This window comes from Nonomuraea sp. B19D2 (assembly GCF_040137845.1).
GTDB lineage: Bacteria > Actinomycetota > Actinomycetes > Streptosporangiales > Streptosporangiaceae > Nonomuraea.
This window is the reverse complement of record NZ_JBEFAK010000054.1, coordinates 53,289-61,462: the sequence shown is the minus strand read 5'-3', so window position 1 is coordinate 61,462 and position 8,174 is coordinate 53,289. Positions and strand designations below refer to the sequence as shown.

Annotated in this window: 8 protein-coding genes; 5 read left to right on the top strand and 3 right to left on the bottom strand. The window is 71.7% G+C overall.

Annotation, left to right across the window (positions count from 1 at the left end):
• Positions 1-81: 81 nt before the first annotated feature.
• A complete protein-coding gene (locus ABN273_RS50750; protein ID WP_349456883.1) occupies positions 82-978 on the bottom strand; it encodes a LysR family transcriptional regulator in 897 nt (298 codons plus the stop codon).
• A gap of 169 nt (positions 979-1,147) precedes the next feature.
• On the opposite strand from ABN273_RS50750, the gene ABN273_RS50745 reads away from it, so the two are divergent.
• The 5 genes from ABN273_RS50745 to ABN273_RS50725 are packed head-to-tail and all read left to right on the top strand — an operon-like array spanning position 1,148 to position 4,999.
• Positions 1,148-1,609, top strand: a complete 462-nt coding sequence (locus ABN273_RS50745) for a carboxymuconolactone decarboxylase family protein (protein ID WP_349456882.1) — start codon at positions 1,148-1,150, stop codon at positions 1,607-1,609.
• 7 nt (positions 1,610-1,616) lie between these two features.
• A complete protein-coding gene (locus tag ABN273_RS50740) occupies positions 1,617-2,087 on the top strand; it encodes a hemerythrin domain-containing protein (RefSeq protein ID WP_349456881.1) in 471 nt (156 codons plus the stop codon).
• Positions 2,084-2,776, top strand: a complete 693-nt coding sequence (locus ABN273_RS50735; protein ID WP_349456880.1) for an SDR family oxidoreductase — start codon at positions 2,084-2,086, stop codon at positions 2,774-2,776. The genes ABN273_RS50740 and ABN273_RS50735 overlap by 4 nt, the downstream gene beginning before the upstream one ends.
• Positions 2,777-2,789: 13 nt before the next feature.
• Complete coding sequence (locus ABN273_RS50730; RefSeq protein WP_349456879.1) at positions 2,790-4,079, top strand: FAD-binding oxidoreductase; 1,290 nt, start codon at positions 2,790-2,792, stop codon at positions 4,077-4,079.
• The gene (locus tag ABN273_RS50725) at positions 4,076-4,999 is read left to right on the top strand and encodes a helix-turn-helix transcriptional regulator (RefSeq protein WP_349456878.1); all 924 of its coding nucleotides are present in this window, start codon (positions 4,076-4,078) and stop codon (positions 4,997-4,999) included. The genes ABN273_RS50730 and ABN273_RS50725 overlap by 4 nt, the downstream gene beginning before the upstream one ends.
• 97 nt (positions 5,000-5,096) lie before the next feature.
• Here the strand turns inward: ABN273_RS50725 and ABN273_RS50720 are convergent, their stop codons facing one another.
• Entirely contained in the window at positions 5,097-5,306 is a 210-nt protein-coding gene (locus ABN273_RS50720; protein ID WP_349456877.1) for a hypothetical protein, read from the bottom strand.
• A gap of 111 nt (positions 5,307-5,417) precedes the next feature.
• Positions 5,418-8,072 carry an AAA family ATPase gene (locus ABN273_RS50715; protein ID WP_349456876.1) on the bottom strand — a complete coding sequence of 885 codons (2,655 nt, stop codon included), beginning with the start codon at positions 8,070-8,072 and terminating at the stop codon, positions 5,418-5,420.
• Between the last annotated feature and the right edge of the window lie 102 nt (positions 8,073-8,174).

Genomic DNA, 8,174 nt, shown 5'->3' with positions numbered 1-8,174 from the left:
CCCCCCGCCCCGCCCGCCACGTCATATTTCCGCGGCCGACAACCGTTCACCGGGATCGGCGCTGACCCCAGCGGTGCAGGGTCAGCGGCTGGTGGAGTGCGGGCCGAGGTCGCGTACGGTCTGGGCGAGGGCGCGGACCAGGTCGTTCTCCGTGTCCGACCGCCACACCAGCGCGTACGGCAGCGCCGGCATGTCGCGGACCGGTAGGTAAACGATGTCCGGTCGCACCGCGTAGCGCGCCATGTGCTCGGGGAAGAGCGTCACGACCTCGCCCATGCTGATCCGGGTGAAGACCTCGTCGGTGTTGCGCACGAGCGGGCCGCGCTCGATGGCGCGGCCTCTGCGAGTGTGGGACGGGACGAAGCCGTCCCACCAGTAGTCCGGTCTGACCTCGACATCGATGTGCTGGAAATCGCTCACCACCTCCAGCGAGACCGACGTGCGCCCGGCCAGCTCGTGCCCGGCGGCCACCGCCAGCACCCGCGACTCGGCGAACAGCATCGGACCGACGGTGAGATCGGGCTCCTCGACGGGTAGCCAGGCGACCAGGACATCGATCTCACCGCGGCGCAGGCCACCGAAGAGGTCGTCGAAGGGCGGGTGGCTGATGCGCAGTTCCCAGGCGGGGTGGCGGGCGCGGAAGGTGTCCCAGTAGGGGCGCAGGTCATGGATGTTGATCGGCAGCATGCCGACGCGGAGCACGGCGGTGATGCCCCGGGCGGCCATGCGGGCGCGTTCGAGGCTGTCGCGCAGACCGGCATAGACGGGCCTCAGGTCATCGCGCAGTTGCCAGCCGAGCGGGGTGAGCTGGATACGGCGGCGGTTGGAGCGGTCGAACAGCGTGCCGCCCAGGCGGCGCTCCTGCTCGGCGATGGCCTGGCTGACCCGCGCCTGCGAGACGTGCAGGCGCTCCGCGGCCCGGCCGAAGTGCAGCTCCTCGGCAAGCACCAGAAAGATCTCGATGTCCCGTAGCTCCACTTACCTCCCTTTCTTCCGAGATAACCCACATGTTATCGACTGGCACACGAAGTCGGCGTTGATCCAGATCCTGGCTCGGGGCAGCCTGGAAACCGTCCGGGAACCGGCCGAATCCACGCGCCTCATATCAACCCCTGGGCAACTCACCCCTTTCTGAAGGAGCATTCTCGTGCAAGCGCGCATGACCAACCCCGCCTTCGTCCTGCCCGACGGAATGAAGGGCATCGGTGCCATCTTCAAAGCCGCCAACCAGGGCGGCATCTCCCACGAGCTGCAGGAGATCGTCGGCCTGCGTGCCAGCCAGATCAACGGCTGCAGCGCCTGCGTGCACGCCCACACCCAGGCCCTGGTCAAGGCGGGGGAGAGCGTGGAGCGGATCGCGGCCGTGGCCGCCTGTCGGGAGGCGCCGTTCTTCACCGACGCCGAACGGGCCGCGCTCGAGCTGACCGAGGCGGTCACCCGGCTGGCCGACCGCTCGACCGAGGCGGTCAGCGACGAGCTGTGGGACCAGGTCGCCGACCACTACGACGAGAAGCAGATCTCCGCGCTGCTTCTGGTGATCGGCGTGACCAACCTGTTCAACCGGCTCAACGCCGCTATCAAGGAGCCCGCCGGCACCAGCTGGGGCTGATCAACGCATGGGCGAGCTGGACGTGACGGCGATGTACGGCATGCACGAGGCGCTGCGCTGGGAGGTGACCCGCCTGGCCCGCCTCACCGTCCAGGTCGGTCACGATCCCCGCCGCGTCCTGCGCTGGCGGCTGTTCAAACAGTCGCTCCGATGCCACTTCGCCGCCGAGGACGAGGCGCTGTGGCCGCCGCTGCGCCGGGCCATGGCCCACCGGCCGGAGGCCCTGACGCTGTTGGAGGCGGTCGAGGCCGAGCACGCCGCCCTCGACGAGCTCATCGACGCCATCGACGAGGCGCCGACTCACGCCGACGCCAGGCCCGGTGGGCTCGGCGACCTCACTGACTCGCTGGTCACGGGCCTGACCGGGCACCTCAGACATGAGGAGGCCGCCGTCCTCCCGCTGATCCGCCAGGCGCTCACCCCACCCCAGTGGGCGTACTTCACCCACCTCCACATCCGCAGGAGCACACCACCATGACCACCATCGCGCTGATCACCGGCGCCACCAGGGGAATCGGCCTGGCAGCCGCCCGGCTGCTGACCGGGCGAGGCGTGACCGCGATCATCGGCGTACGTGACGAGGCCGCCGCCGGCCGACTCGGCCTGCCGTACGTGCACCTCGACGTCACCGACCCGGCAAGCGTCCGTGCGGCGGCCGCGCGGATCGAGCAGGAGTACGACAAGCTCGACATCCTGGTCAACAACGCCGGCATCACCTTCCCCGACGGCCTGCCCAGCCAGACCTCGCTGGAGCAGGCCAGGCAGGTTTACGAGACCAACGTGTTCGGCGTCATCGAAGTCACCAACGCGATGTTGCCGCTGCTGCGCCGCTCCTCGGCGGGGCGCATCGTCAACGTCTCCAGCGAGCGCGGCTCCATGGGCCGCGCCCTGGACCAGGCGCATCCGCTGTGGCCGATGATCAACGTGGCCTACTCCTCCTCCAAGGCGGCCCTGAACATGATCACGGTGTCGTACGCCAAGGAGCTGTGGGACACCCCGATCAAGGTCAACGCGGTCGACCCGGGCTGGGTCAAGACCGACATAAACCGCGGCGCCGGCCTCAAAACCCCTGAGGAGGGCGCCGCGCCGATCGTGGCCATGACGCTGCTCGGCCCCGACGGCCCGACCGCCGCCTTCGTCCAGGACGAAGGCCCCCTCCCCTTCTGATATGGAGCAGACAATGCGTGATGTTGTGAAAGGACGCGTCGTACTTCCCGGCGACGACGGCTTCGACGAAGCCGCCCGCCCGTGGGCGGTGGGCGTGGCCCAGCAGGTGGCTGCGGTCGTCGAGGCCGCGGACCCGGCCGACGTGGCTGCGGTTGTGCGCCATGCCCGCGATAACGGATCGACCGTCACCGCCCAGCCGTCCGGGCATGGGGCCTCCGGCGACGTCGACGGAGTGATCCTGCTGCGCACCGGCCGCCTCGCGGCCATCGACGTCGACCCGGTCGCAAGGGCCGTCCGGGTGGGCGCCGGGGCACGGTGGGGGCAGGTGCTGGCCGAGACCGGCAAGCACGGCCTGGCCGCGCCGGCCGGCAGCAGCCCGGCGGTGACCGTGACCGGCTTCGTCGCCGGCGGCGGCATCTCCTGGTTCGGCCGCAGGTACGGCTGGGCCGCCGACTCGGTGCGCGCCTTCGAGATCGTCAACGCCGACGGCGAGCAGGTCCGCGTCACCGCCGAGTCCGACGCTGAGCTGTTCTGGGCGCTGCGGGGCGGCGGTGGCGACTACGGGATCATCACCTCGATCGAGCTTGATCTGTTCGAGCTGCCGAACCTGTACGGCGGGCGCATCCTGTGGCCTGCCGAGCGCACCGGCGAGGTGTTCGAGGCGTTCCGTGCCATCACCGCAGGCGCGCCGCGGGAGCTGTCGTTGTGGCTCAACCGGATGGCCCCGCCGTCGCCCTCCCCGGCGATGGTCGGCCTGGACGTGACCTTCCTCGGAGAGGCGGGCGAGGCCGAGGCGTTGCTGGCGCCGCTGGAGGAGATCGGCGGCAGCCTGTCCGACAGCCGCGGCCCGATGGACATCGCCGACCTGGGCGCCATCGCGGCCGAGCCGGTCGATCCCAGTCCGATGCTGGCCCGCACCGAGTTGCTCAATGGCCTGCCGGTGGACGTGCTGGCTGACGCCGAGCTCGCGCCGTTGCTGAACCTGCAGGTGCGGCACCTGGGCGGGGCGCTGGCCGAGGAACGCCCTGGGGGTGGCGCGGGTGGTGTGCTGGCCGAGCCGTACATGCTCTACCTGCTCGGGCTGCGGCTGCCGCACCTGGCCGGGGCGGTGCAGGGCAGGCAGGCGGCGCTGGTGGCGGAGCTGGGCGAGGCGGTCAGCGGGCGCAAGCCGTACACGTTCCTGGCCCCCGGCGAGAACGCCGCCCAGGCATTCCACGAGGAGGCACTGGCCCGCCTGCGGCAGATCAAGCGCGAACGCGACCCCCACGGCCTCGTGCGCGCCAACTTCCCCGTCCGACCATGAGTCTGGCGAGCCTCGGGCTGACCGGCGAGCAGGAACGCCTTTACCGGTATCTGCTGCGTCACCCGCATCCCGACCCGGACAGCATCGACCTGGTCATGCCCGAGGCTCGCCGCGTGCTCGCCGAGCTCGAAACGCTCGGCCTGATCGACGGGTCGATGACCGCGCTCGCCCCGGCCGCCGCCATCGACCTGCTGGTACGGCGGCGCGTAGAACAGGCCCAGCGCCACCTCGCCCAGCTGACTCTGGCGTGGGACCTGCTCACCGAGCTGACCGAGGAGTACCGCAGCGGCCGTCCCGTCCATCTGGTCGAGCACATCCCGGACGGGCCGGCCGTCGTCAAGCGCATCTTCGGGCTCCTGGCCGCCGAGGCCGGCGACCTCGCACATCTGAGAGAGCAAGCGTTCTACGACGGAGCCGGTGACCTGCTGGCTCCTTTCGAGCGCCTCCTGCTGCGCGGGCTGCGCAGCCGTACCCTGTTCCCCGTCCAGGCGCTGGAAGATCCCGCCCAGGAGCCGTACGCCCGCAAGTGGCACGCCCTGGGCGACCTGCACCGGGTCACCCCCGAGCCGATCCGGCACCTGGCGATCGTCAACCGGTCGGTCGCCTTCGTCCAGGCCGACCCCGCAGGCCCGGAGGCGGGCGCGCTGCAGATCCGCCAGCCCGGTCTGGTGGCCATGCTCGCCGACGTCTTCGACGGCATGTGGGAACGCGCCCGCGACCTGGACGACCTGCCCCTGTCCCCGATCGAGCAGCAAGTGCTGCATGCGCTGACCCGCCACGACACCGACGAGGCCGCGGCCCGCGCGCTCCACATCTCGGTCCGTAAGTTCCGCGCCCACGTCGCCGACCTGATGGCCCGCCTCGGCGCCGCCACCCGGTTCCAGGCCGCGCTCCAGGCCAAGCAGCGCGGCTGGCTGTGAGACCCGGTGCAGGCTCCTGCACCCGGTCATGCAACCTCTCCGTCTCCCACGTCTGCGACCGACGCGGACATGCTGGGCGGCATAGATCGATTCGACGTCATCGACACCTGCACCCGCATGGCCTGGCACATCGAGGGCCTTCGTACGCCGGGCTGGCGGACATGGCGGTGTCGAAGTAGAAGCCGGAGAAGTCGTCCAGGATCTGCTGCAGGTCCCGACCGGTCTCGGCCAGGACGGCCAGGGCCAGGCGGTGGGCCGCGTACGGGACGAAGCCGCCGGCGTGCCGCAGGATGAACGACGCCCTCATCCAGCCCTACTCCGGCCACGCCGGCCGCACCTCACCGGAGATCTACTCCAAGATCGTACTCGGACCCGCCCAGCAAACTGGCGGCTGGTGGGGCCAGCCTTACCGACAGGCCTACAGGGGCAGCCGGGCGAGCTCCGTCCGGGTCGAGATGCCCAGCTTCGGGAATGCGCGGTAGAGGTGGTGCCCGACCGTCTTGGGGCTGAGGAACAGCTGGGCGGCGATCTCCTTGTTCGTCGCGCCGGTCGCGGCCAGCCGTACGACCTGCAGCTCTTGAGGTGTGAGCTGAGCGAGCAGGTCAGGAGCGGCCGGCGCGGAGCTCTCGCCGGCCGCCCTCAGCTCGGCGCGGGTGTGATCGGCCCACGGGGTCGCGCCGAGACGCTCGAACCGCGCCAGCGCCTCGCGCAGGTGCCCGCGCGCCTCGCTCTTGCGCCGCTCGCGACGCAGCCACTCGCCGTACAGCAGTTCGGTGCGAGCCCGCTGGAACGGCCGCGCCTCGCCTTCCAGCTCCAGTGCCTGCTCGTAGATCGCTCCGTCGCCGGTCAGCAGCGCGCGGCACCGCAGCACGAGCCCGTCCTCCCACGGGAGGCGTACGGTTGCCGCCCACCGCTCCAGCCGGGCCAGCGGCTCACGGGCGCGCTCCGGGCGGCCCAGCCGTACCGCCGCCTCCACCTGGTCGGGTGCGAAGTGTACGGCGGGCCCCACATGCACGATCGGCCCGCGGGTGGCTGCTTCCAAACGGTCCAGCACCGCCTCGTAACGGCCCCGCCCGAGGTCGAGCAGCGCCAGGGCCCACTCGCACCAGGCGGCCATGAGCGCGTTGGCGTGCGCGGGGAAGCGGCGAAGGTTGCGTTCGGCGAGCTCTCTGCAGCGTTCGTCGTCGCCGCTGACGGCGGCCAGGTACGCCAGGAGAGCCTCGGCGTGTGCCACTCGGCTGGGCTGGCCGGTGTCCTCGGCGATCCGCAGCGCCTCGGCGGCCGACCCGGCCGCGTCGCGATACCGAGACAGGTTGATCTCCGCGGTCGCCAGTGTGCAGAGTACGGCGGGAAGCCGGCCGATCGTTCCGCCGCTACGGCACGCCTCCGCCAGCCCCGCCATGATGTCCCGCGTGTCGTCGAAGTCGCCGGTCAGCAGGGCCTGGAGCGCCACGTTGAGCTGGAGCGCGGGCGGCCCTGACCGGCCATGGGCGACGTGCTCGCGCAGCAGCGCCACATTCTCGGCCGCTTCGTCCGAATACAGTTTCAGCGCACCGCCGATGGAGTCGACCAGTTTCTGCCTGAGCGGATCGGGCGGCAGTTCGCACAGCAACCGGTAGGTCTCCGCGACACGTCCCGGATCACCGGCCGACCAGGAGGCCCGCGCCGCGTCGGTCAGCATCGCGGCGGCCGCGGCGGCATCGAGCGGCGCGACCTGTTTGGCCGCCGACACCAGGACCTCGTGCACCGTACGCAAGGAGCCGTGCTCGAACTCCACGCGGCCCCGCACGGCGGCGATCCGGGCCAGCTCGCGCGGGTCCCCGGTGAGCCTGAGCGCCTGTCCGGCCAGATGCCGGGCACGGTCGGGCTGCCCCGCGTCCACCGCGGTCTCGGCCGCCGTCACCAGCCGCCGCACCCGCGCCCCGTCCTCGGGCGTGAGCCGCGCCGCCCGCTCCAGCGCCGCCACGGCGGCGGCGTGACCGGAGCGCTTCCTCGCCCGTACGGCTGCCGCCTCCAACTCCGCGGCGACCTCCTCGTCCGGACCCGTCGTCGCCGCCGCCCGGTGCCAAGCGGCGCGGTCGGGATCGTCGGCCAGCGCGCCCGCGAGCGCGGCGTGCGCGGCCAGGCGCTCGGTGAACGGCGAGCCCCGGTAAGCGGCCGCCCGGATCAGCGGATGCCGGATGACGACCGACTGATCCGAGACCGTGACCAGCCCTTCACTCTCGGCCGCCACCAGCGCCTCGGCCGCCACCCCGAGCTCCGCCATGCCGCGCAGCGTCGCCGCCAGCGCGCCGCACTCCTCTGCCGCCGCGACGAGCAACGCCGTACGGGTCGGCGCGGGCAGCTTGCCGATGCGCCGCTGATAGGCGTCCTGCAGCCGGGTGGGCAGCGGCAGCGGCCCCAGGTCGTCCATCTCGGCCCGCGGCAGCTCGCACAGGGCCAGCGGGTTGCCGTCCGCCTGCGCGAGCACGCGATCCCTTACGTGGCCAGGAAGATCGGGAGCGTACTCGGCCAGCAGCTCACGCGAGGCCACCGGATCCAACCGCTTGAGCACCAGCTCGGGCACACCGGGGAGCACGAACCCCTCCCGCGCCGCGAACAGCAGGAGCACCCCCTCCGACGCCAGGCGCCGGGCCACGAACGCCAACGCCTCGGCCGACGGGCGGTCAAGCCACTGGGCATCGTCCACCAGGCACAGCACCGGCCCTTGCGCGGCCACCTCGGCCAGCAGCGACAGCGTGGCCAGCCCCACCAGGAACCGGTTGTCGCCACCCGGCGCGGTCAACCCGAACGCCGCACGCAACGCCTCAGACTGCACCGCGGGCAGCGCGGGCAGACACCGCATCGCGCCCGACAGCAACATCTGCAGCGCCGCGAACGGCAACTCCGCTTCGCTCTCCACGCCGGTGCAGGTCAAAACCTGGAAACCCGGGGTGGCGCCGGCCCATCGCAGCAGCGCGGACTTCCCCCCGCCCGGCTCGCCCAAGACGATCGCGGCCCCACCCCGCCCTGCCGCGGCATCGGCAAGCAACCGCCCGAGCTCCGCCGTCTCCCGGTCCCGCCCGTACAACATCAGGTCCTCCACGGTCACTAGGGATGCCGGAGAATCGTGCCATCGTGCAGCGGGACCACGACCCCCGCCCCCAGCACCCGCGCTTCTCCGTACAAGATACAC